This is a genomic window from Spirochaetota bacterium (assembly GCA_004297825.1).
Lineage (GTDB): Bacteria > Spirochaetota > UBA4802 > UBA4802 > UBA5368 > FW300-bin19.
In genome coordinates this window covers 16,761-38,949 of the sequence record SCSX01000059.1, presented here as the reverse complement: position 1 = coordinate 38,949, position 22,189 = coordinate 16,761, and the positions used below count along the sequence as shown (strand labels likewise).

Sequence of the window (22,189 nt, the reverse complement as noted above, 5' to 3'; positions counted from 1 at the left end):
CCTCCCCCTTGATGGGGGAGGCCGGGTGGGGGTGGAAAGCACTCAATTGCAATAAGCGCTTCACCCTCCCCTAACCCCTCCCGTCAAGGGAGGGGAATATAATCGATCCCTTTGCCGCCCCCCATACCCCCCCAAAGGGGGGCACCGACATACATCCACTACATTAAGTTCGATTCACGAATCCCCCTCCGGGGGACATGGGGGCAATTTTCCATTAGTAGCGTCTCCCTGATTTACTGCGTGTTCTTCTTCGCGATCTCGGCATCCTGGGTCGCGTGCATGATCTGGTTCAATAAATCCTGCACCTCGTCGGGCAGAACGCTCACGGGCTTTCCCGTGGACAGGGCGAAGTAGTAGACCTTCGCGCTCTTTTCTAATAGCTCGGCGTTGCGGCGCGCCTTGGCGAGCGTGGAAGCGAGTGCCAGCGCCCCGTGATTTTTCAGGATATAGCAGTTGGCCCTGTTACCCAGCTTGCTCTCGACGTTCTGAAGAAGCTGCGCGCTCCCGGAGAGGCCGTAGGGCACCACCTCCACGAGGGTCCCGATCGCGTTGGCAGCCTCGTCGAAGAGCGCGGGAATGGGGGTGTCGATGAGCGAGAAGACGCTCGCATACGTCTGGTGCGTATGCACGACCGCGCTCACGTCCGGCCTGTTTTTATAGATCGCGATGTGCATGGGGGTTTCCATGGAGGGCTTGAACGAAGTGTCCTCCGCTGGCTTGAGATCGAAATCCACCACGCATATATCGTCCTTCGACATCGCGCTGTACTCGACCTGCGAGGGGGTTACGGCCACCAGGTTCGTGCCGGGGACGAGCATCGATACGTTTCCCCCGGTGCCCTGGACGTAGCCGTCGCGGACCAGCCCCATGATGCATTCGTACACCATGTGCTTCTGTTCGGCGTATGCGTTCATCTTCATGTCTTCTTCTCCTTTATTACGCGCCCTGGTCTTCGTTCAGGGACCGGAAGAGCTTCGCGTTTTTCTCGTATAGTTTGGTAAATACGTCGAATTGCTTATCGTACATGCCTTTCAGGTTCTTCCGGGGCTCGTACACCTTCGCGACGGGGACCAGGCTCCGGGCGTCCTCGAAGTTCTTCATGATGCCCAGGCCCACGGCGCACACGATGGAGGCGCCTATGGTTCCCGCGTTTATGCAGTTGTCGATGGTCTCTATCGTCCTGCCCGTTACGTCCGCCATAATCTGGGAACCCACCGCAGACTTCGCACCCCCGCCCACGAAGCGCAGGCTCTCGCGATAGGGGATCTTCTTTTCCATTGCCTCGAGCATCCAGCGCTTGTGGTAGGCCATGCCCTCGAGCACCGATCGGATCATCTGCCGCTTTCCCGTGGACAGGCTCAGGTTGAAGAACATGCCCCTCGAGTACGGGTCCTCGCGCGGGGAGCGGTTCCCATGGAGCCAGGGCGTGAAGATCACCCCCCCGGAGCCGGGCGCCGTCTGTTCCACCACGGCATTCAGGTAATCGAACAGGCTTTCGTATTCCTGGTTTTTCTCGGCGACGTGCTGCGCCTCCAGGTAGACCCCGATCTCGTCAAGGGCGAGGTGATCGCGCACCCACTTGAGGCAGGCCCCCGAGGTCTCCTGCTCGGCGACGTAGTTATATATGCCGGGAACAGCCCCCAGGATGGATGCGATGAAGTTACTCACGTCCACCATGCGCTTGTTCACGTTCGAGACCACCCAGCCGGAGGTCCCCACGTAGATGTGGGTGTCGTGGAGCTTGGTGCAGCCGGCGCCTATTTGCGTGAGCGGCACGTCGCCCCCTCCCCCGAAGACGGGCACGCCCTCGACGAGCCCCATCTGGGCCGCCGCCTCCGGCGTCAGGTGACCCACCACGTCGGTGGAGTTCACCACGGGCGGAAGGTGGTCCATGTTCACGTTGAAGGTTTTGCACAGTCCCTTGTGCCATTTGAGCTTTCCCGGACGGGTGTCGTACAGGAAGGTGATGTTCGCGGAGTCCTGCGTCATCCCGAATTTCCCGGTGCACCGGTGAATGAGGTAGTCTTTCACGTCCAGCCACTTGTGCGCGCGGGCGAATATCTCCGGCTCGTTTTCTTTCACCCAGTGGTATTTCCAGAGCGGGTCCTTCGCGGTCGCCGCAAGCCCGCCGGTGAGATAAAGCGACTTGAGTGTGATAAGCGCGTTCCACTTTTCGATCTTTATGAGCCCGCGGTAGAGATAGCGCTCGATCTGCTTCACGGCGCGCCCGTCCATGTAGCTCATGGGATTGCGGAGGGCCGCTCCCTTTTCATCCACGAATATCGACCCCTGCATCTGCGCGCAGAACGCCATGCCGCGCACTAATTTAGGGTCCAGCTTCGTGCGGGCCATGATGGCCTTCGTGGCGGTGCAAATTGCGTTCCACCAGTCGTCCGCCTTCTGTTCCACCCCGCCGTCGGGCGTGGTGTAGAAGGGATATTCGACCATCCAGGAATCGACCATCTCGATCCTGTCCGCGATCCGGTAGATGCAGGACTTGTTTCCCGTGGTGCCCACGTCATGCGTGATAATGTAGGTGATGTCGCTCATGTATGCGGTCCTCGATTGATAAGCATTATTCCGCCTCCGGCATTTTCGCGGCGCGGGGCGCAGATACACACCGTCCTCACGTGACAGAGTATGTCCCGCGAAGCTGCGCATGTCTTATCAAACCATGACCGATCAAAAAATGAAAGAAGATTTAAGGGGGCGGACCCGATGATTGGTAGAGACGTCCCGCCGGGACGTCTCTACCAATCATCGGGTCACGCATTCTTCAACAAAATGCGGTGAAAATGGCACGCCCTAATGCACGGTCTCGCTTATATTGAGCACCACCTTTCCCCGCGGGTGCCGCTTCTCGAGGTACGCCAGGGCGTCGCCCGCCTTTTCGAGCGGGAAGATCTTGTCGACGTGCACCTTGAGGCTTCCCTTGTCCACAAGCTCGGCAAGCCGCACGAGGCGCTCGGTCGTCACACGCGTCCCCTGGTATATGGAGGTCACGCCGAATTGCTTCATGAGCGCCTCATCCGTGTTTTCAACCAGGGACACGATCACGCCGCCGCGCTTGAGGGTCTTGAAAGACCTCCGGTAGGTATCGCCGCCCACCAGGTCGAGCACGGCGTCGCAGTTCTTCACGATCTCCTCGAACTTCTGCTCGTGGAAGTCGATGATCGTATCGGCCCCCAGGCTCTTCGCGTAGGCGATATCATGATCGCTCACGGTGGTCGACACGCGCGCACCGATATGCTTCGCGATCTGTATAGCGATTGAGCCTATCCCGCCGCCGCCCCCGTGGATGAGAATATGCTGTCCCTTCGCGAGCTTAATGTGGCTCTCGAGCGCCTGCAGGGCGCTGGCCCCGGCAAGCGGCAGCGCGCCGGCCTCGATATGACTGATATGCCTGGGCTTCATGGCAATGGTGCCCGTTCCCGCCAGGGCGAATTCCTCGAACGAGCCCGAGCCGCCCCCCGCATACGCCGCGGCCTGACCGTACACCTCGTCGCCGGGCTTGAAATCCGTCACACCCATGCCGATCTCTTTTACTACTCCGGAAAAATCCCCGCCCAGGGTTGCAGGAAGCGGAATCTTCATCATACCGGACCTGATCTTCCAGTCGACAGGGTTCACCCCGGCAGCGTGCACCTCGATGAGCACCTTGCCGTCCGATACGCCCGGCTTCTGTATGGAATTTATAGCGATAGCGTCGCTGTCGCCGAATTTTGTCAATTGTGCCGCCTTCATCGATACGACCTCCCCTTTAGTATAGTCGATTAAAATACACATGAATCGGCGAATAGTCAATGATGCGCGTCAAGGGACCTGGCGCGCGGTGATATCGTATACCGCGCCGGTCCCGTAATCGGCGACGTACAGGTTGCCTTCTGCGGATCCCGCTTAATGACAAGCGTATCCCTTCGGGTCACTCACGCGCTGGGTACGAGGCCTAAGGGCATTTTTCTTTTGCCCCCTGGCAGGGGATGCTTTCGCGAGGAGGAAAGGGTTTCGCACCCTCTCCTCCTCGCGCTCCTCCTCGCCCCGCTCCTCAAGCGCCGGAGGGGCTTAGCGCCCGAACTCGCGCTCGCCGGCTATCGCCGGACTCGCCTCAAACAAGCGGGCTAAATTGGTTTGCCGCTGGCGCGGCGTTCAAGTGTCTTATTTCTCGTTCAACAATGTCACGAGAACTGCTTTCAGCGGAGTTGCTGCTACGTTGTATATTTGTTGAATCAAAGGCTTTGCTCATTGTTGGTGCAAGATGCTTTTTCTATTCAAGAAAGCCTTTTCTTAAGAATTAACGCTCTCACCACGTCACCCCTCTCCCATGGGAGAGGGGCCGGGGGTGAGGTGGGTGCAACGCTCTCGGCCGCATTTTATTTCGAGCAGGCGAGCTTCGTGGCGCGCCCCTCAGGCACGCCGGTCAACAACGCGCGACTTCCCGCCGTCATCACCTTTCAGGGAACCAGGCTCGACGAGCGTGATCTTCGCGACGAGCTCCAGGTCCTCCTCGAGTATCCGCGCCACCTTGTTCTTTACGGCGAGCAGGTTCTTCAACTCGTCGTTGAAGAGCGCATCGGACACCTCGATCCGTATCTCCATGGCGTCGATTCCGTCCTCCTGGTCGAGGTAGACCATGTAGCGCGGCTTCACGTTCTCGGCCTTGAGGAGCGCCTCCTCGATCTGCACGGGGTAGACCTTGAGCCCCTTGTAGATGATGAGGTCGTCGGTGCGTCCCGCGACGCGGCTCATCCGCACGAGGGTGCGCCCGCAGGGGCACGTCCCTTCCATGAGCGAGGCGCGATCGCCGGTGCGGTAGCGGATGAGCGGGAAGCCCTCCTTGGTGATCGTCGTGAACACAAGCTCGCCTTGCGCGCCCGCGGGCAACGGCTCGCAGGTCGCCGGATCGATCACCTCGACGATGAAATGGTCCTCGTTCACATGCAGCCCGTTTTTATGGACGCACTCGCTCGACACGCCGGGCCCCATGATCTCCGAAAGCCCGTACACGTCGAAGGCGTCTATGTGGAGCATCTCCTCGAGGCGCGCCCTGAGCGCCGCGCCCCAGGGCTCGGCGCCGAAAAGCCCGCAGCGGAGCTTGAGGGTCTCCGGGTGTATGCCCATCTCCTTCATCTTATAGGCGATCTCCATGGCATAACTCGGCGTGCACAGGAGCGCCGAGGTCTTGTAGTCCTTCATGACGCGTATCTGCTTTGCGATGTTGCCGTGCGCCGACGACGGTATCACCGATGCGCCGATGCGCTCGGCCCCGTAATGAAAGCCGAAGCCCCCGGTGAACAGGCTGTAGTCGAACGCGATCTGCACGAAGTCGTGCTCGTTGATCCCGGCCGCGGCAAGCGCGCGCGCCGTGACCTGCGCCCAGTGCGCGATATCGTTCTTCGTGTAACCCACGACGACGGATTGCCCGGTCGTGCCGGACGACGAATGCACGCGTACGATGTCTTTCAGGGGAACGGCGAACATGTCGTAGGGGTAGCTCTTCTTCAAGTCTTCCCGCGTCGTGAAGGGGAGACGCCGGATTTCGCGGACGCTTCGCACGCTGTCCACGTCGAACTTTATCGCGTCGAAGGTGTGGCGGTAGAACGCCACGCTCCGGTAGACGCGGTTGAGCGTGGTCTGCAGCCTTTCGGTCTGGAGCTGCTCGATCTCGTCGCGCGGCATGGACTCGAATTCGGGATTGTACATCGTGACCCCTCCTATTCGCTGATTGAGCGGTATTCCTTGCCCAGGTACGCGCGCTGCACGTCCCTGTTGTCCAGGAGCTCCCTGCTGGACTCTTCGAGAATGATCTGCCCCGTCTCGAGCACGTAGCCGCGGTCCGCGATGCCCAGTGCCATCCGGGCGTTCTGCTCCACGAGGAGGATGGTGTTCCCCTCCCCGCGCAGGCGCGCGATGATCCGGAAGATGTCCTTCACGATGATGGGCGCGAGTCCCGTGGACGGCTCATCCAGCATGAGGAGCCTGGGCCCCGACATGAGCGCGCGCCCTATCGCGAGCATCTGCTGCTCGCCGCCCGAGAGCGTGCCCGCGAGCTGGGACTCGCGTTCCTTCAGGCGGGGAAAGTGCCCGTAGACGCGGTCGAGCTTTTCCCGCGTGCCCTTCTTATCCAGTTTCTTTCTGAGCGGATACGCGCCCAGGAGCAGGTTCTCGCGTACGCTCATGGGCGCGAACACGTGGCGCCCCTCCGGGACCAGGCAGCATCCCGTCTCGACGATGCGCGCCGCCGGAAGCCCGGCAATGCTCCCGCCGGCGAACACGATCTCCCCCGCGAAGGGGCTTACCACGCCCGCGATGGTGGCGAGCAGGGTCGATTTCCCCGATCCGTTCCCGCCAATAATGGCGACGATCTCCCCCGGCTTGACGTGCAGGGAGACGTTCCTGAGCACCTTGAGGCTTCCGTAGCCAGCGGAAAGGCTCCTGACCTTAAGCATCGTCCTCTCCAAGGTAGATTTTTATCACCTCGGGGTCCGCCTGGATCGCGGCGGGCGGCCCCTGCGCGATCTTTTTCCCGGAACCGAGCACCGTGATGTCGTCCGATATCCCCATCACGAGCGACATGTCGTGCTCGATGAGAAGCACCGTGAGGCCGCGGTCGCGGATATCCTTGATCACCTGACCGATCTCGGCGGTCTCGTGGATGTTGAGGCCCGCCGCGGGCTCGTCAAGCAACAGGAGCGCCGGCTCCATCGCGAGCGCGCGCGCGAACTCGACCAGGCGCTGCCTGCCGAATGCGAGGCTCCCGGCCTCCTTGTCCGCCTCGTGCGCGAGCCCCAGGGTCCGCGCGACCTCCCTGCATTGTTCGCGCATGCGCCGATCCTCTTTCCGCGAGGAAGGCAGCCCCAGCATCGCGCCCCCGAACCCCGTGCGGGCGCGCGTGTGCCGCCCCACCATGATGTTCTCGATCACGGTCATGTGCGCGAAGAGCTTGATGTTCTGGAAGGTGCGGGCGATGCCCATGTGCGCGATCTTGTGCGAGGGCAGTCCCTGGATGGGTTTCCCCTTGAAATAAATTTCCCCGGACTCGCAGGGAAGGCTTCCCGCGATCAGGTTGAAGAGCGTGGTCTTTCCGGCTCCGTTGGGTCCGATAACGGCCTTGATCGAGTGCTCCTCCACCGCGAAGCCCACGCCGTCCACCGCCCTGAGCCCGCCAAAAGAGCGGCTCACGTTTCTCACCTCGAGAAGGCTCATGGCGCACCGCCCTCCCCGCCTTTTTTCCGCATCCGCGCGGCGAGCGCCTTGACCTGCCCCAGGATCGCGCGGGGCCGCTCCGCGTTCAGCAGGCCCTCCGGGGCAAAGATCATGATCAGGATGAGCACCGCGCCGAAAAAGGCGTCGTCGTAGCTTCCCAGGTAGCCGCGCAGAGAGATGTAGTTCAGTGACAGGCCCATCGCGAGCGCCCCCCACAGGTTCGCCATGCCGCCCACCGCCACGATCGCGACGTAGCGTACCGATTTCATCACGTCCGCCTCGGCGGGCCCTATTCCGGCGTTGAAGTGCGTGAGGAATACCCCGGCCACGGCCGTGAACACGGCGCTCAGCACGAAGACGTTGAGCTTGTACCGGGCGGTATCGACGCCCATCGCGCGCGCGGCCTCCTCGTTGTCATGGATGGCGCGCAACGCCCTTCCCGGCCGGGAATTCACGAGGTTAAGCAAGAGCGCCATGCCCAGGACGACGATCGTCCAGGCGATGTAGTAATTGGACACCCGAAGCTCGGGACGGCCGCTCACCGAAAGCCCCGCGAACAGCGGAAAGGCCGGGAGGTCCGATATGCCGTCGGCCTCGCCGAAAATATGCGTGCCCAGGACGATACGATGGACGATGAGCCCGAAACCGAGCGTCGCCATGGCCAGGTAATGCCCCCGGAGCCTGAGTATGGGGACGCCTATGACCACGGACACCGCCAGGGCGAGGAGCACCGCGAGCCCAAGGGCGGCCCAGGGCGAGACATGCACGGTCGCCGCGTCGCTCGCCGATGCGAGACCGGTTTTTAAAAGGAGCCGCACGACGGCCCCGTCCTGGTACGGCGCGGCGTTGAATGTCCCAAGCACCGCCGCCGTGTACCCGCCGATCGCGAAGAACGCCGCGTGCCCCAGGGAGATCTGTCCGGCGTAGCCCATGAGGAGGCAGAGCCCCATGACCGCGAGCACGTAGTACGCCGACATGGTGAGCTGGGTGAGAAAGAATTCCTGGCCGGTGAAGCTCACCAGGAGCTGGAAGGCCGCAAGGACCGCGGCGAGGACCGCGACGGGAATGTAGCCGCGCGGTTTCATCAATGTTCCTTGAGGGCGGCTTCGCCCTTGCGCGCGAAGAGTCCGCTGGGCCGGAAGAACAGGATGAGTATCATGATCCCGATGGCCATCGCGTCCATGTACGCGAGCGGGAGAATGGAAATGCTGAAGGCCTCCAGGAGCCCAATAATGATCCCCCCGGCGACCGCGCCCATGCTGTTGCCCAGCCCCCCGAGGATCGCCACGGTGAATCCCTTGATGGCGAGCGAGGTGCCGCTGTCGTACTGGGTCTGGGTGATGGGGGAAATCACGCACCCCGCCAGCGCGCCTATGGCAGCGCTCAGTATGAACGAAAGCGTGACCATCGATTTCACGTCGATGCCGCACAGGCTTGCGGCCATGCGGTCGGACGAGCATGCGCGCATGGAGCGCCCGGTCGTGGTGCTCCGGAAGAACACGGTGAGCCCCGTCACGATAACCGCGCAGGCACCCAGCACCCACAGGACCTGCGGCGAGATATAGGCGCCCAGGATGTTTATAGAAGAGACCTCGCTCCCGGTAAAAAATGGAAGCGAACGCACCTTGGCGTCCCAGACATGCAGCGCGGTTTCGCGGATGAGAATGGACAGCCCTATGGTCACGATGATCATCATGAGCACGGACGGGTTTTTCAGACGCCTTATGATGACCAAATCGATAAGCCCCCCAATCCCCGCAGTGAGGGCGACCGCGCACGCTATGGCCAGGGGAAGCGGCAGGAAGGCCGCGAGCGTGACCGCCGTCATGCCCCCGAGCATGAGAAACTCGCCCTGTGCGAAGTTGATAATGCCGGTCGTGTTGTAGACGATGTTGAAGCCTATCGCCGTGACGGCATAGACGCTGCCCATCGTGACGCCGGAGAGGATATACTGTAGTATCTGTTCGGGGTTCATGGAAGCCGGGCCGGGGGCGCGTGCCCCCGGCTCATGGTCGTTCTAGTCGAGTTTTTCGTACGGTACGAATTTCCCGTCCTTGACCGTGAGTATCACGAGCGAGTTCATCCCGAGCCCGTTGTGGTCCTGGGGCGAAAGGCTGAATACGCCGGAGGTCCCGGGAATGTCGCGGAGCTGCTCGATCGCGTCGCGCACCTTCTCCCGGTCGTTCACGCCCGCCTTCTTCATCCCTTCGAAAAGCAGGACGAGCGCGTCGTAGGCGTAGCCCCCGAAGGCGCTCACGTCTTCCTTAAAGCGCGACTCGTAGTCCTTCTTGAACTTCTGGAGCAGCACCTTCTGCTTGTTGGTGTCGGGAAGCTGGTCGGCGACGAGGAGCCTGCCCACCGGGAAGATAATGCCGTCTCCCGCCTTGCCCGCCTCTTCCGCGTACTTGAGGTTGCCGAAGCCGTGGCTCTGGAAAAGCGGCACCTCGAACTTGATCTGCTTCATGTTCTTCGCGACTATAGCCTGCGCGGGCACGATGGACCAGTTTATGACCGCCTGCACGTTCTGTCCCTTGAGCTTGGCGAGGACCCCGGTCAGGTCCGTCGCCTTCATGTTGTACACCTCGCTGATGAGAACCGCAACGCCGTACTCGGGCGCGATCTTTTCGAGCTGTTCCTTGCCCGCGGCCCCGAAGCCGGTGTTGTCCGATATTATCCCGATCTTCGCAATGCCCTTTTTCTTCATGGTCTCGAATATCATCCGGGCCACGTGGCTGTCTTTCTGCGGGGTCTTGAAGACGTACTTTGCGACCGGGTTCACGATGATCTCCGCCGCGGCGCAGGAGATGAGCAGCATCTTCGACTCCTCGCACAGGCTCTTGATCTTCATGGTCTCGCCGCTCGTGGAGGGCCCTATGATGGCGAATACCTTTTCCTCTTCTATGAGCTGCTTCGCGAAGGAGATCGCCTTCTCGGGGTTCCCCTCGGAATCCTTGATGACAAGCTCGACCTGTTTGCCGTTGATGCCGCCCTTGTCGTTGATCTCGTCCACGAGCATCTGCGCGGTCCTCGCCTCGGGCGAGCCCAGGTACGACGCCCCTCCCGTTACGGCGAATATCGCGCCTATCTTCACGGTGTCGCCGGAACCCTTTTTGCACCCGGCGAACGCGGTACCGACCGCGACGCACAGGATGAACATTGCCAGTCTTTTAATAACCATGTCTCCTCCCCTTTTCGCGGAAGCGGCGCTTCCGGGGCCCCCGCGGGCCGCATTGATTCGTAGTTTTAGAAAAAATAGAACAATGATAAGCACATGGCCCCGCTCGCCCGAAAGTCAAGTAAATACTACCGGGCATCCGCCGATTCTTTAAAAATTATTCAGGCAGGCGCCCCTCCGCGGCCGCGGTTTGACTTCGCAGGTCCCCCGGGCTATTTTTTATTATGACAACAATGTCCTCGCGGACCATGCGACATTTGATAGTAATTCAAGCCCCCTGGTCGATCAACCCCAGCCCTGTTTACCAATGCTTACATAACGCAAAATCCGCGAATATTCATCCTGGAGGAAAATAATGATTTCGATCAAGCGGATCAGTCTTCTCTTCGCATCGGGCGCAGTGGGCGGGTTGTGCAACGCCCTGGTAATCTGGGCGTTCGGGGCGCTGGGCATCACTATGGCGATGGGCGTGCACATCGTGCCGCCGCTAAGCCCGCCGTTCCTCTACGCGAAGGTCGTGTGGGGCGGCATCTGGGGACTCGCGCTTCTCCTGCCCCTGTTTCCCGGCCGGCTCGCGCTGCGCGCCTTCGTGCTGAGCCTGCTGCCGAGCATCGTGCAGCTTGTCGTGGTCTTCCCCATGAAGGACGCCCATATGCTGGGTCTCGCGCTGGGCGGACTCACGCCCCTGTTCGTCATCTTCTTCAATTTCACGTGGGGGCTCGCGGCGGTGTACTGGTATCACGCCTGCGGAGACAGGTAGGGGTATCTCCGCCCGTAACGACACGGCTGAAACCCACAAGTTAATAAACACCCCCCGGCGGGGGGCAACGACATCTGCCAATGCCAGAAAATGCATATTCTGCCGATTGCTGAAGTCCCCCTCCGGGCGCTGCACTGAGCTTGTCGAAGTGGGATTTAGGGGGCCTCCTAAGGCAGTTTTTGTGATATGGGTAATGATCACTTCCTACACAAGAGGAAACGGCCTTGGTGCCGATGCGCGGGGAAGCCAGTCACGTGCGCCCGCGGTACAACGCTACTTCTTCGAGAACCTGGACCACGCGAAATAGATGGGGACCCCCAGGAGCACGATGCCCATGCCCGGCCAGGTGTACGCGGGTTTGTAAATGAGAAGATCGACCGCGATGGCGCCCAGCGTGAGGATATAGAGCGCGGGCACGACCGGGTAGCCCAGCATCCTGTAGGGGCGTGCCGCTCCGGGCATCCTGCGCCGGAGTACGAAGACGCCGCCCACGGTGAGTATATAAAAGATAAGCACCACGAAGATCACGTAGTCGAGCAGGTCGCCGTAGGTGCCGGAAAGGCAGAGTATGCTCGCCCACACCGCCTGCATGACGAGCGCCGCGCCGGGGACGTCCTTGCCGTTGAGCACGCCCGCGCTTTTAAAGAAGAGCCCGTCACGCGCCATCGCGTAGTAGACGCGCGCCCCCGCGAGTATGAGCCCGTTGTTGCAGCCGAAGGTCGAGACCATTACGAGCACTGCCATGACCTTTGCCGCCGAGGCTCCCATCGCCATTGAGGCCGCGGCCGTGGCCACCCGGTCGTTCACGGCGAATTGTATCCCCTGCCCCAATACCGCGCCCGCGTCGGGGGTGCCGGTAACCGGAAGCACCGCCAGGTAGGCGACGTTCGCGAGGAGATAGAGCACGGTGACCGCGCCGGTGCCCATCGCGAGGCTCAACGGAATGGTGCGCTTGGGATTCACGACCTCCGCGGCGGTGAAGGTTATGTTGTTCCAGGCGTCGCTCGAAAAGATGGCCCCCACCATGGAGGTGCCAATCGCCGTCAGGAGCGCGATCCCGGCGAGCGCCTCCACCGAAACGAGCTTCCCCCCTGCGACAAGCGCCGCCTGCGCGTCCCAGAAGGACGCGAGGTTCCCGGATATCACCGCGCCGTCGCTTCCCAGGATTATCCCGAGCGCGATGAGGCCCAGGAGCGCGGCGACCTTCGCCGTGGTGAATACGTCCTGGACGAGCTTCCCGCCGCGGATGCCGCGCGTGTTCACCCAGGTGAGCACGGCGATGAGCGCGATGGCCGCGATCTGGGCCGCCTTCACCCTGAAGCCGAGAATATCGAAGGCGATCACGCGTTCGTCCAGTATGGGGAACAGCACCGCCGAAAACTTTGCGAAGGCCATCGCGACCGCCGCGATGGTCCCGGCCTGGATGACCATGAAGAGCGACCAGCCGTACAGGAAACCGATAAGCGGGTTGTACGCCTCACGGATGAAGACGTACTGTCCCCCCGCCCAGGGAAAAAGCCCCGTGAGCTCGCCAAAGGCGAGCGCCCCGACGATCGTGATGAGTCCCGCGATGAGCCAGACGAGCAGCAGGTAGCCCGGGGAGCCCACGCCGCGCGCGATGTCCGCGCTCACGATGAAGATACCGGAGCCAATCATGGAGCCCATGACGAGCATGGTCGCGTCCATGAGCCGGAGCTCCCTCCTGAACGTATGCGCGCCCGGGGCCGCGCCTGTTTCCTTGACAGAGGTATTCATTGAGTGCACCGCCTTGTATTCGTTTATCGGGTAAGGAGCCCGGCGTCGAGTACGAATTGGGATCCTGTCGCATAACGCGCCCTGTCGCTCGAGAGGTAGAGGACCAACTCCGCGACGTCCTGCGTCTCCACCCAGGGGACGGGAAGGAGGTTTCCCGCGGAGCGCTCCGCGATTTCAAGGGGCGTCGCACCCTCCAGGAAGGCGAGCCCGTCGTTCATGGGGGTATTCACGCCCGTGGGATGGATGCTCACGACCCGGACGTTGTGCGGGGCGAGCTCTATGGCCCAGCTTTTCGTGAGGCCCGTGAGCCCCCACTTGCTCGCGGCGTAATGCGAGAGGCGCCCCCCGCCGCGCAGTCCCATGACCGACGAGTTGTTGACGATGACGCCGGTGCGCGCCGCGATCATGTGCGGGATGACGCGCCGCGCGACCATCCAGGCCCCTTTCAGGTTTATGTCGATCATGGAGTCCCACTCGTTCTCGGTCATCTCGTGGGCGCGCGCGTAGGCGCATATGCCGGCGTTGTTGAAGAGCACGTCGATCCGCCCAAGGGACGCGATCGTCCCGTTCACCGCGGCCATGATCGCCGCGTCGTCGCGTACGTCGCCCGCAAAGACGAGCGCCTTTTGCCCGAGCGATTCGACTTCCTTCCTGAGCGATTCCAGCTCCTCGCCGGTCCCGAACGTATACGCCGGGTACTCGATATTCTTCGCCACGTCGAACCCCACGACGTGGGCGCCCTCGCGCGCGAAGGCGAGCGCGACCGCCCTGCCCTGCCCGTGGGCCGCCCCGGTTATAAACGCCACCCTGCCCTGGAATTCTCCCGCCATGTCACGCCTCCGTGTCCGTTTTTTTCCTGTAGGGGTAGAGCACCTCGTCCAGCGGGACGCGGGCCACCGTGTTGAAGAGATTGGTCGCGTACATGATTCCCGCGAACGCGACCAGGAGCGTCAGCTGCTCGTCCGTGAAGGCGGTCTTGAGACGCCCGTAGAATTCCCCCGGGATTTCGTGGGGGTTCGTGCAGATGTGCACGCCCAGGTCCATCAGGAGGCGCTCGATATCGCTGAGCTTCGGGTTGTCGGTGTCCTCCCCGCTGTCGACGAGTATCTTCCGGAAAAACAGGGAGCAGATAAGGCAGTTGTTCCCGTTCGAGATCGCGTAGGAGAACAGCGAAAACGCGCGCTCTCCTATAAAGGGGACGATCAGGTCTTTCAGGGTGTACCACTCCATGTAGGCCTTGAACGCGGGGACGGAATGCAGGAGCGTGCGCTTCATGTTCGTGATGCGCCCGTGACGCGCGACCTGATCGTCGTATTCGCGCCGAACCTCCTGGCTCGCGCCTTCATACTCGGTCATGGATATCAATGGCCCCGAATCCTTCATCTCTTCAATCGCCGTTCCTTATCTCCTCATCTTAAAAAACACCCCCCATACCCCCCGGCGGGGGGGCAACGACATCCGCCAGTGCCAGAAAATGCATATTCTGCCGATTATTGAAGTCCCCCTCCGGGGGATTTAGGGGGCCTTCTGAGGCAGTTTTTGTGATATGGGTTTCCTTAAAGCACGCCCACACATGAAGCGCTCTTTATTAAACAGGACGCGCTTACACTGTCAAGCATTTGCGCGCCCATGATCGAGGATGCGTGTCCGGCGGCCGACACGCGAATCGGCCCTCGCGCTTTTTAACGGAGCCGGTGGGCATATGCGCTTGCCTTTCCGGGCAGCCCGGTGTAGCATGCGCGATATTCCAGGCATCCCGGAGGAAAGCGATGAAGGCGGTCATCACGGTTATCGGCAAGGACAGGGTGGGCATCATCGCGGCGGTGGCGACGGTGCTCGCGGAGCGGAACGTGAACATCCTGGACATCTCGCAGACGATCATGCAGGAGATATTCACCATGGTCATGATCGTGGACGTCTCGAAGGCCGCGTCGGGGTTCGACGGGCTCTCGGCGGGACTGGAGGAAAAGGGGCGGGAGCTCGGGGTGTCCGTGCGCATCCAGCATGAGGACATCTTCAATTCCATGCACCGGGTATGAGACGGCGCGCCATGGAAATATATTTCCGGAGGAGGCCCGATGATAAGCCCGCTTGAAATCATAGAAACGATCACGATGATCGAGAAGGAGCACCTGGACATCCGCACCGTCACGATGGGCATCTCGCTCAGGGACTGCGGCGACGGGGACGGCGCCGTGTCGCGGAAAAAAATATACGACAAGATCACGCGCCTTGCCGGGGGACTCGCGAAGACCTGCGCGGACATCGAGCGGGAGTACGGCATCCCCATCGTCAATAAACGCGTATCGGTCACCCCCCTCGCCCTTGTCGCCGAGAGCTCGGGCGACGACGATTACGTCGAATTCGCGCGCACCCTGGAGCGCGCCGCGGACGCGGTCGGGGTGAATTTCATAGGAGGATTCTCCGCGCTCGTCCACAAGGGCTACACGCTGGGGGACGCGAAGCTGATCCGCTCCATACCGCGCGCCCTCGCGGAGACACGCACCGTATGCGCGAGCGTGAACGTCGCGACGACGCGCGCCGGGATCAACATGGACGCCGTGCGCGAGATGGGCGCGGTGATAAAGGAAACGGCGGCGCTATCGGCCTCCGGGGGCGGGAACGCGTGCGCACGCCTGGTCGTCTTCGCGAACGCGGTCGAGGACAATCCCTTCATGGCCGGCGCCTTCCACGGGACGGGCGAGCCGGAGTGCGTGATCAACGTGGGCGTGAGCGGCCCCGGCGCCGTGAAGAGCGCCCTGGAAAAGGCCCGCGGCGCCGACTTCGAAACGGTATCGGAAACCGTGAAGAAGGCAGCCTTCAAGATCACGCGCATGGGCCAGCTTGTCGCGCGCGAGGCCTCCCGGCGGCTGGGCGTACCGTTCGGAATCGTGGACCTGTCGCTCGCCCCCACGCCGGCTGTGGGCGACAGCGTGGCGCGCATATTGGAGGAGATGGGCCTGGAGCGCTGCGGCGCGCACGGCACGACGGCCGCGCTCGCGCTCCTGAACGACGCCGTGAAGAAGGGCGGGGTCATGGCCTCGTCCTACGTGGGGGGATTATCGGGCGCCTTCATCCCGGTGAGCGAGGACGAGGGTATGGTCGAGGCCGTACAATGCGGGGCGCTCTCGATCGACAAGCTCGAGGCGCTCACCTGCGTGTGCTCGGTGGGACTGGACATGATCGTGGTCCCGGGCGACACGCCCGCGGAAACGATATCGGCGATCATCGCGGACGAGGCGGCGATTGGCGTCGTGAACAACAAGACCACGGCCGTGCGGATCATTCCCGCGCCGGGGAAGACCGTGGGCGACATCGTGGAGTTCGGGGGTCTCCTGGGATCGGGACCGGTGATGAGGGTGAACCCGTTCGGGAGCGCCGAATTTATCAGGCGCGGCGGGAGGATTCCCGCGCCGCTGCAGGGGTTGAGGAATTGAGATGCACGCGGGCGCCGGGATGCGCATCGGCGCGCATCGGCGCAAATAGAAGGCGCCCAAACGCTTGGGCGCCTTCTATTTGGGCCTTCGATTTACGCCTTCATGCGTCACTGCACACCCCCCAAGTAATGACGCATAACGCTCCGGAGGGCGCATACCTCCCGTATGCGCACATTCCCGAACCAAAGCGTATCGGCCCCACTCCCCAAATTTTCTTCACGGCCGGATTTGCACGCATTGACAGGATACACGGTACATCTACAATACGGTAAGGGAGACATGCCATGATCTATTGCGCGCGAACACACTCCATGATTGCACAGTGCGGCCATCTGCTCGGGGCGATCGCACTCGCCGTCACCATATCCTGCGGCAGTCAGGGAGGGGACGGCGGGAACCTGCCCTGGTCGGACGAATTCAACGGAACGACCGTCGATTCCGGCCGGTGGACTTTCGAGATCGGCAGCGGCTTCGGGTCGGGTGAGATGGAGTACTACACGGACCCGGAACTGGTAGGCGACCGGAACGCGGCGATCGTCGACGACGGCGACGATCGCGTGCTTCGCATCGCCGCGCTCGATAATCCCCCGTACCTGGACCCCGACGAGGGAAGCTATATCTACACCTCCGCCCGGCTCACGACGCAGGGGAAATTCTCTTTCACCCACGGCAGGATCGAGGCGCGCATGAAGCTCCCCCGGGGCCGTGGCATCTGGCCGGCGTTCTGGCTGGTGGGGAACGCCATAGGCGCGGACGGGTCCGGCTGGCCGCGATGCGGGGAGATCGATATCGTCGAGCTGGTGGGTGGCGCGCCCTATTCCGGGCACACGGACCTGGGAGACGGGATTATCTACGGGACGTCCCACTGGGCGGACGCCGCGAACGCGCCCCTGGAATCCGATCCGAACGGGGTATACACGCTCCCGGCGGGGACCTTCGCGGACGATTACCAGGTATTTGGACTTGAATGGAGCGCGTCGGAGATTCGCTGGCTCATTGACGGAGTGGAGTATTTTCATGAGGACGTCCCGGCCGTCGACTACGACGCATTCCAGGCCCCTTTCTTTATCATACTCAACATCGCCATCGGCGGCGACTGGCCGGGACCACCCGACGGCACTACGGTGTTTCCCCAGTATCTCTACGTGGACTGGATCAGGGTGACCCCGCTGGATTGAGTGGGATGGATTTTCGTTGCCGCCCCCGGGCAGGGGATGCTTTCACGCGAGAGAGAGAGGGGCCGCCCCCCCTCTCTCTCGCGGTCGCTCAGGCGGCGCGACGGCTTAACGCCCGAACTCGCCTCGCCGGCTATGCCGGACTCGGCTCAAAGCCGGGCGCAGACGCGACCTCCTGTGCGCGCCCGGGTGCGCACAGGACGTGCGCCTGCCCGCGCAAGCCAGGACGGCTTATTCGCGCGGGCCACTTGGACATCCTGTCCATCGCAGCGGGCTAAAACTGGTTGCTGTTTCCGCGGCGATCTAGGTCTTGCTTCCAATTCCGAATGCCCCGAGTACTGCCTTCACCTCTTATACCGTAATTTCCGGGACGTATTGCCAACAAGACTTTGCTTTTCGGGCTATGGGGAAATCAGTACGAGTCACTGAATGGGAACGGGCGTGTTGCCGCGAGGGACGTGCGCCCTTATCGGTCCCCCTCCCTCGATGGGAGGGGTTAGGGGAGGGTGAAGCATGTCAATAGATAAATGCTCCATGACTCACGATTCGGGTGCAGAGATTTATGCGGCATTCGGCCATCCATGGTGAGCACGTGCAGACGAACTTTATCCGCTATAGGCCGCAAGTACCGCGGTTTACAGTAATCTTATCGAAAGATTCTTACCCAATGCCGTTGCTACTTTCGACAGGGTTGAGAGCTTAATGTCTTCCGAATGGTTTTCTATGCGCGAGATGGCGCTTTTCGTCGTTCGAATTTTTCTGGCTAACTCTTCCTGGGTTAAACCGCTTTTTTCCCGCTCCTGCCGCAGCAGCACGCCTATTCGGAACTCCTGAAAACCCTGCTCGTATCCACGGGCAAATTCAGCATCGTGTGTTTTCCTTTTACTCACGTATTTTTTAAGATCGCTCATGATTTCTCCTCATTAAATATTCAATCCCGCAAGTTAGCATGCATGTGAACACCGGTCAATAGAATTTCGTTGGAGAAACCTACTACCTGATTTTAAATTTTAGTTTTTCGGAACCACGTCCCAGCCGTTTCCGGGATTTCCCGCCCGCAGGCGAGGGAGGACGTTATTGTCCTCCCCCTTCCCGGTTGCGTTACACTTGAGGGTGTGCCAGTGATCCGCCGCCCCGTCAGACCGCCGCCTTCCCCTCCGCGCCGAACGCCGCCGAACAGCTCTTTGCGTCGGGACACGCCGCGTCCGTGGCCAGGGCGTAGACCTGGTAGCCGGCGCCGGGCTCCAGGCCCTGCACGGTAAGGGTGTCCGTCGCGCCGGCGGGATGCTGAACAAACGCGCCCGCGGCCCGTCCGTCTTCCACGCGCTGGGTGAAGACCGTGAGTCGATTATCAGGCGCTCACGAAGGCGCCTGTATCTCTTTCTACGAACGGGGGGTGCGATTTATGAATTTTTTCGGGGGGCGGGATGAGGCGTTATCGGACCTTGCGTATCGGCGCTATTATCAGGACATATGGGGTGTTGTGTTCAGGAATGGAACGTAGTGAAACGTAGCAAAGCGTAAGTGTCTTGGGGGGAGGCGGGTATGGTTTTTTCGTATTTTGATACAGGCAAACTGGCGGAATTGATGATTTGTCCACAACACAAGGCTTGAAGAGCGTCTCCCTGCTTCTTTTATCCCAATATTTTTTGATATTGGCATATCATCCGTCATATTTATCTCCCGTTACGCTGTGGCGAGCTATCCGCCAATTGTTTCAAATGCTTTTTTTATATATTCTTTTGATTCTTCCAACTCTTTTGCACTTGATATGTTTAATTCGAAATTTCCTGTTCCATAATGTCCAATACCCGAAACATCTCTACCATTGCGTGGAATTATTATTTCTTTCGGATTTATTTTTAAGAAAAGTGTAGTTTTATTTTTTTTAATCTCTACGCAAACAAAGTTTTGTGAAACCTTATATGCAATATAAAATTTCTTTGGACTTTCTTCAACCGCTTCATCAATGCTTAAAATGTAATCTCTTAAATCCATTACTAAACCTTTAATATTTTCATCAGCGGATTCAAGATGTTCATCAAATGTATAGGTTCCCGTTAATCTCGTTAGAGCAGCTTTTTTCCCAGCCTCAACCATTACTGGATTTTTTCCTTGTTCAATTGCAGATGAAATTGCTAACCCGGCATTTCTTCTAAATATTTCTTCTAAATATATTGATTCACTATCGTACAAACGATATTGCCATAATTCAATATTTGCTCCCATCATTTGTACTGCATGAAGGTCATATTTTTTATAACCAGGAGCTATACATATTACTCTTACGTCGCTCCAATCTACTTCAATATCTTTTCCTAATGCTTTATTGACAGCGATTTGAAAATCTCCTTTATGATCTTTAATCCATGATAAGTAATATAAGCTTTGATTAACTAATTCCGATGATTCAACTTTCTTGTACTCAATAATTACAGGATTATCATCTTCTGATAAAGCTAAAGTATCAATTCTACCTGCATGTTCGCTTCCTGTCGAAAACTCAGTTGCAATATATTGACAATTAAAAACCCTTTGAAGATTATTTTCGATGAGAATTTGAATATCTTTTTCAAGCTTAAAATTGATTGGTTTTGCTAAAGTCATTTGTTTGTCTTGTATATGGAATAATGGCATATTTATCTCCAGGTTTCATTTGCTGCCATTGCGTACAACGTCAAACCATACCCTGACGCTGCGCCTGCTGTTTACGCGTCGCATCGTGCAAAAACCATCATACTCCCCCAGCCCACCAACGGTCTGCGAGTCTTCTAAAACGCCACCACTTCACCATAATCGCCGCATGGCTCACCTTGTCCGGGAATTCCTAGAAAGTCGGATGGCCAGCCCCCGCGCCCGGGAAGCAAAGTACAGTCGCTATATGCACTCAACCTTGTAATACAAGAATACCAAAGTCAACCGCTTTTCCCCTGCCCGCCGATTCAATATCCATTACTTTTAAGTAATATGGAAAGAGATATCATTCAGAGGCATCCCGACTCGTTCTTGATTCTGACCAGCCGCCCTTCCACGGGCTCAGGGAGCGACGTATTGGAAGATGGCGCTGACCACGTGTGATCGATTCTCAGCCCTAAAATTCACATTCATCAGCGTTCATTCCCGGTTCCCGATAAGCAAAGCCTTGTCAGCAACACGTCCACGGAAGCGTGGAAGAGCACATGAAAGCAGTACTCGGGGCATCCGGAACAGGAAACAAGACCTAGATCGCCGCGTAGCGGCAAACCGTATTAGCCCGCTTGTTTGAGGCGAGTCCGGCGGCCGGGGACAAACGCGCATCCGTGCGCGTCCCCGGCATTAGTCCATCCATGGACGTCACAGCCGGTGAGGCGAGTTCGGGCGTTAGGCCCTCCGCCGCTTGAGGAGCGGGGAGAGTGGGAGCCACGAGGGAGAGAGGCCGCGAAGGCCTTTCTCCCTCGTGAAAGCATCCCCTTCCCAGGGGTCCCCTGAAAAAGCCATGCGGTAGCACAATTCATGCCACCGCCGATTATCCTGCAAGTCTTGACCACGGCATACCCTCGCAATCCCTTTGCTGGTTGGTCGCCAAGCGCACCTGGAGAACATCCGGGGATCGCCTTCTTACAAGTGACTCGCAAACCCCTTGGCCGGTTGGGCGCCATGCGTACCCCCAGATCCGCCCCACCATTCGCTAAAGGGAGTTACGCGAAACCGGTGCAAAATATAGCCAGACAACGGTATAATGCCGGTTACTTGCCCGAACAACGCCCCCGGACACCCCCGGGACACTTACGCTTTGCTACGTTTCACTACGTTCTTTTTATGTACACAAAAAGGAAAGAGCCGGAAACGCGAGAGGGGTAAGTTTATTATGGGAAGGGATCGGTTATTAATATGTTTGGCACGGGCACGTAGCGTCCCGAATTCCTGTTGACGCCACGAAGCGGGATACCTTAAATTCATGTGTTCCAACCCAATGAAATTGCCCCGGAGGAATACTATGCTGTTCAAATACCTCGTACTCTTGTGCCTGGTCTATCCCGCGTTTTTCCTCGCCGCTTCATGCGATTCGAAGAGCCCGATGCCCCACGAACGAAGCCACAGCTTCGCCGACGTGGAATCCTACGCGAAGCGCTTCGAGGACCCCGCCCGGCTCGAGTGGCAGAGGCCCGACGAGGTCGTGAAGCGCATGGGATTGAAGAACGGGGACATGGTCGCCGACGTGGGCGCGGGCACGGGCTACTTCGCGCGCCGGATCGCGAAGGCAGTGGCGCCCGGCGGCGCCGTGACGGGCTACGACATCGAGAAGGGCATGATCGAATATATGAAGGAAGACGCCCGGAAGCTGGGCCTTGCGAACTATCGCGCCGAGCTCATCGACGCGAAGGAGCCGGCGCTGCCCGCGGGACGCTTCGCGGTCATCTTCATGTGCAACACCTACCACCACATCGAGGAGCGCGTGCCCTATCTGAGGGCGCTCATGAAAGGCCTTGCCGCGGGGGGGCGTGTAATTATCCTCGACACGCGCATGGAGGCCAAGGACGGTCCGCCTGTAAAGCTCCGGCTGGAGAAGAACACCGTCATCGCCGAGTTCGCGGAGGCGGGGCTGGCGTTGCTCAAGGACGACGATTTCCTTAAAGATCAGTACTACCTTGAGTTTTCGATGAAAAAGTAATGCGCCGTTACGGTAGACTCACGCTTGACTTCG

20 protein-coding genes are annotated in these 22,189 nt (G+C 59.7%); 5 read left to right on the top strand and 15 right to left on the bottom strand.

Annotation, left to right across the window (positions count from 1 at the left end):
• Positions 1-233: 233 nt before the first annotated feature.
• The 9 genes from EPN93_11825 to EPN93_11785 all read right to left on the bottom strand — a co-directional run bounded on the left by EPN93_11825 (position 234) and on the right by EPN93_11785 (position 10,360).
• Complete coding sequence (locus tag EPN93_11825) at positions 234-920, bottom strand: class II aldolase/adducin family protein (protein ID TAL34591.1); 687 nt, start codon at positions 918-920, stop codon at positions 234-236.
• Positions 921-936: 16 nt separating this feature from the next.
• Entirely contained in the window at positions 937-2,550 is a 1,614-nt protein-coding gene (locus tag EPN93_11820) for a carbohydrate kinase (GenBank protein ID TAL34590.1), read from the bottom strand.
• Positions 2,551-2,805: 255 nt separating this feature from the next.
• Positions 2,806-3,786, bottom strand: coding sequence for an NADP-dependent oxidoreductase (locus EPN93_11815; protein ID TAL34589.1), 981 nt, complete (start codon positions 3,784-3,786; stop codon positions 2,806-2,808).
• A 618-nt stretch (positions 3,787-4,404) separates the two neighbouring features.
• Positions 4,405-5,700: a phenylacetate--CoA ligase family protein gene (locus EPN93_11810; protein TAL34588.1), complete on the bottom strand. Its 1,296-nt coding sequence runs from the start codon at positions 5,698-5,700 to the stop codon at positions 4,405-4,407.
• An 11-nt stretch (positions 5,701-5,711) separates the two neighbouring features.
• Positions 5,712-6,446: an ABC transporter ATP-binding protein gene (locus EPN93_11805; GenBank protein TAL34587.1), complete on the bottom strand. Its 735-nt coding sequence runs from the start codon at positions 6,444-6,446 to the stop codon at positions 5,712-5,714.
• Entirely contained in the window at positions 6,439-7,203 is a 765-nt protein-coding gene (locus EPN93_11800; protein ID TAL34586.1) for an ABC transporter ATP-binding protein, read from the bottom strand. Before EPN93_11800 ends, EPN93_11805 begins: the two co-directional genes overlap by 8 nt.
• Positions 7,200-8,288: a branched-chain amino acid ABC transporter permease gene (locus tag EPN93_11795; protein ID TAL34585.1), complete on the bottom strand. Its 1,089-nt coding sequence runs from the start codon at positions 8,286-8,288 to the stop codon at positions 7,200-7,202. The genes EPN93_11800 and EPN93_11795 overlap by 4 nt, the downstream gene beginning before the upstream one ends.
• A complete protein-coding gene (locus EPN93_11790; protein TAL34584.1) occupies positions 8,288-9,178 on the bottom strand; it encodes a branched-chain amino acid ABC transporter permease in 891 nt (296 codons plus the stop codon). Before EPN93_11790 ends, EPN93_11795 begins: the two co-directional genes overlap by 1 nt.
• A gap of 42 nt (positions 9,179-9,220) precedes the next feature.
• On the bottom strand, positions 9,221-10,360 hold the full coding sequence (locus tag EPN93_11785; protein TAL34592.1) for an ABC transporter substrate-binding protein: 1,140 nt from the start codon (positions 10,358-10,360) through the stop codon (positions 9,221-9,223).
• A 373-nt stretch (positions 10,361-10,733) separates the two neighbouring features.
• Here EPN93_11785 and EPN93_11780 point away from each other — a divergent pair, with 373 nt between their 5' ends.
• Positions 10,734-11,138 (top strand): hypothetical protein, encoded by a 405-nt coding sequence (locus tag EPN93_11780; protein ID TAL34583.1) that lies wholly within the window; start codon positions 10,734-10,736, stop codon positions 11,136-11,138.
• Positions 11,139-11,411: 273 nt separating this feature from the next.
• On the opposite strand, the gene EPN93_11775 is transcribed toward EPN93_11780, so the two are convergent.
• The 3 genes from EPN93_11775 to EPN93_11765 are packed head-to-tail and all read right to left on the bottom strand — an operon-like array spanning position 11,412 to position 14,249.
• Positions 11,412-12,893 carry an amino acid permease gene (locus EPN93_11775; protein ID TAL34582.1) on the bottom strand — a complete coding sequence of 494 codons (1,482 nt, stop codon included), beginning with the start codon at positions 12,891-12,893 and terminating at the stop codon, positions 11,412-11,414.
• Positions 12,894-12,916: 23 nt separating this feature from the next.
• A complete protein-coding gene (locus EPN93_11770) occupies positions 12,917-13,723 on the bottom strand; it encodes an NAD(P)-dependent oxidoreductase (protein ID TAL34581.1) in 807 nt (268 codons plus the stop codon).
• 1 nt (position 13,724) lies between these two features.
• Positions 13,725-14,249, bottom strand: a complete 525-nt coding sequence (locus tag EPN93_11765; protein TAL34580.1) for a hypothetical protein — start codon at positions 14,247-14,249, stop codon at positions 13,725-13,727.
• Between the two features lie 413 nt (positions 14,250-14,662).
• Between EPN93_11765 and EPN93_11760 the strand changes: the two genes are divergently transcribed.
• From EPN93_11760 to EPN93_11750, 3 genes are all read left to right on the top strand, one after another.
• Positions 14,663-14,932 carry an ACT domain-containing protein gene (locus EPN93_11760; GenBank protein TAL34579.1) on the top strand — a complete coding sequence of 90 codons (270 nt, stop codon included), beginning with the start codon at positions 14,663-14,665 and terminating at the stop codon, positions 14,930-14,932.
• Between the two features lie 39 nt (positions 14,933-14,971).
• Positions 14,972-16,330 (top strand): PFL family protein, encoded by a 1,359-nt coding sequence (locus EPN93_11755; GenBank protein TAL34578.1) that lies wholly within the window; start codon positions 14,972-14,974, stop codon positions 16,328-16,330.
• Between the two features lie 284 nt (positions 16,331-16,614).
• Positions 16,615-17,508, top strand: a complete 894-nt coding sequence (locus EPN93_11750) for a glycoside hydrolase family 16 protein (protein TAL34577.1) — start codon at positions 16,615-16,617, stop codon at positions 17,506-17,508.
• Between the two features lie 632 nt (positions 17,509-18,140).
• Here EPN93_11750 and EPN93_11745 read toward each other — a convergent pair.
• The 3 genes from EPN93_11745 to EPN93_11735 form a co-directional block, all read right to left on the bottom strand.
• On the bottom strand, positions 18,141-18,416 hold the full coding sequence (locus EPN93_11745) for an XRE family transcriptional regulator (GenBank protein ID TAL34576.1): 276 nt from the start codon (positions 18,414-18,416) through the stop codon (positions 18,141-18,143).
• Positions 18,417-18,642: 226 nt separating this feature from the next.
• Positions 18,643-18,828 (bottom strand): hypothetical protein, encoded by a 186-nt coding sequence (locus tag EPN93_11740; protein ID TAL34575.1) that lies wholly within the window; start codon positions 18,826-18,828, stop codon positions 18,643-18,645.
• Positions 18,829-19,206: 378 nt separating this feature from the next.
• Positions 19,207-20,142 (bottom strand): hypothetical protein, encoded by a 936-nt coding sequence (locus EPN93_11735; GenBank protein TAL34574.1) that lies wholly within the window; start codon positions 20,140-20,142, stop codon positions 19,207-19,209.
• Between the two features lie 1,300 nt (positions 20,143-21,442).
• Between EPN93_11735 and EPN93_11730 the strand changes: the two genes are divergently transcribed.
• Positions 21,443-22,156, top strand: coding sequence for a class I SAM-dependent methyltransferase (locus EPN93_11730; GenBank protein TAL34573.1), 714 nt, complete (start codon positions 21,443-21,445; stop codon positions 22,154-22,156).
• Positions 22,157-22,189: the final 33 nt, after the last annotated feature.